This is a genomic window from Bacillus sanguinis (assembly GCF_018332475.1).
Classification (GTDB): domain Bacteria; phylum Bacillota; class Bacilli; order Bacillales; family Bacillaceae_G; genus Bacillus_A; species Bacillus_A sanguinis.
Window position 1 is genome coordinate 1 of the sequence record NZ_BOQB01000440.1, and the last position, 1965, is coordinate 1965.

General features: G+C 35.3%; 2 protein-coding genes. Both read left to right on the top strand.

Translation table 11 applies throughout. From position 1 onward, the window contains the following. The coding region (locus KI369_RS27355; protein ID WP_238484967.1) for a spore germination protein at positions 1 to 705 on the top strand (705 nt) is incomplete at its 5' end. Further along, on the top strand, positions 702 to 1856 hold the full coding sequence (locus KI369_RS27360; protein ID WP_000766211.1) for a Ger(x)C family spore germination protein: 1155 nt from the start codon (positions 702 to 704) through the stop codon (positions 1854 to 1856). The genes KI369_RS27355 and KI369_RS27360, both read left to right, overlap by 4 nt. Positions 1857 to 1965: the final 109 nt, after the last annotated feature.

Below are 1965 nucleotides of genomic sequence, written 5' to 3' on the forward strand. Positions count from 1 at the left end.
GTTGATGGGCATGTGGCGGTACCCCTAATAAAAGCTGCAGAAGATTCCCACTTTAATTTTCTAACTGTATCATTTGCACGCTTTTATCGGTGGATAGGATTTCTTTTAGCTGTCTTCCTACCCGGATTTTGGATGGCATTACTTGCTTATCACCAAGATCAAATTCCTTTCCCTCTTCTTGCGACTGTGACTGTTGCAAGATCAGGTCTACCATTTCCAGCACCACTTGAGCTTATAATTGTTTTGTTCCTTTTTGAGATGTTCCGTGAAGCCGGTCAAAGATTACCCTCCCCCCTTGGTCAAACCCTTTCAGTGGTAGGCGGACTAATCATTGGGGATGCTGCAATCCGTTCGGGTTTTATCTCCCCTTCTGTCATTGTTATTACTGCTTTATCTGCTATTGCGGGATATACCTTAGTAAACCAAATATTAGCAGGAGCAGTATCCATACTCAGAGGGTTTGTACTATTATGTTCAATTTTGATGGGGTTATATGGATTTATGCTTGCCGGATTCGTAATCGTTCTTTATATCTCAAGATTACGTTCCTTTGGAATCCCTTACTTAGCTTTAGTTTTCCCAAAATCTAGTTCAGATTTTTTCAAGGGATTGTTTCGTTTACCGTGGAGAAGTTATAGACATAGAGTTGATTATCTCCGAACCAATGATAGTTCTAAAACGGACGAAGGAGAAGGAAAACAGTGAAGCTGCACAAAATAAAACTAATAATTATGATGCTTATCACTAGTGCAATGTTATCTGGATGTTGGAATATTAAAGAAGTTCAAGATATTTATTATGTTGCAGCTCTTGGTATAGATTTTAAAGAAGGAAAATATATAGCTTATGCTCAGTTACTTGACTTTTCTAACGTTGCTAAGTTAGAGGGGGCTAGACCTGATAAACAACCACCAGTGTGGATAGGAAGAGGTGAAGGTTTTACCATTACGGAAGCATTAAATCAATTATATAAGGATGCTCAACAAAGACTTTTTTGGGGACATGTATCTACAATAATATTAAGCGAAAGACTGCTCAGACAAGATATTAAAGACTCTATTGATTTTATTAATCGGTACCGAGAAATACGCTATAATATTCTCTTATACGCTACAAAGGAACCCATTGATGATATACTTAAAACAAAAGCCTTTTTTACATTATCGGGGTTGTCTACCATTCTCCATGAACCAAAGGAAAGGTATAAACAACGGTCTTACATACAACCTAAACAATTTTATCAATTTATTAGAGATAGTGATCCGATGGGGCAAACTGCTTATATCCCATCACTTAAAATTTCAACAGAAAATTGGAAAGAAGAATCCAAAAAAGCACCATTATTAAGAAATGATGGAGCGTTCTTTGTAAGGAATAATCGCCTAGAAGGATGGCTTTCTGAGACTGATTTAAACGGTCTAAGATGGATGGATGAAAAAAACGTTCGATCTCCTGTGTGGATTATTGAGAATGATAGCGCTGTTGTTTCCGTAGTGATAGAGAAACCTAAGATTACAATTTCCCCTATTATGAGTAGTAAGCCCATACTTTTTAATATTCGAGTTGAAGTTCAAGCTGGAATAAATGAGAAGATCAAGGAAATTAGTGATAAAGAGTTGATTACAAAAACTGAAGATATTATCAAATTAGAAATTCTAAAATCCTTTGAAAAAGGAATAGAAATAAATGCAGATATCTACAAATTAGGTGAATCATTATACCGTCAGAATCCAAGAAAATGGAAAGAAGAAGTAAAAACAGACTCGTTTTACTTAAATGAACACAGTATAAAGAATTTAAAAGTTAAAGTTAATTTAGTTAACTCCGGAAAGTTGAAGTACCAAGATGGATCCTAATATTAATTCAAACGGTATTTATAGTTTTTTAAAAAGGCCTAAGCTCTTGCAACACCGAGAAATTAGGCTTTTTTATATTGAATTCCTTAACGTTGTAAATCCGCATTTT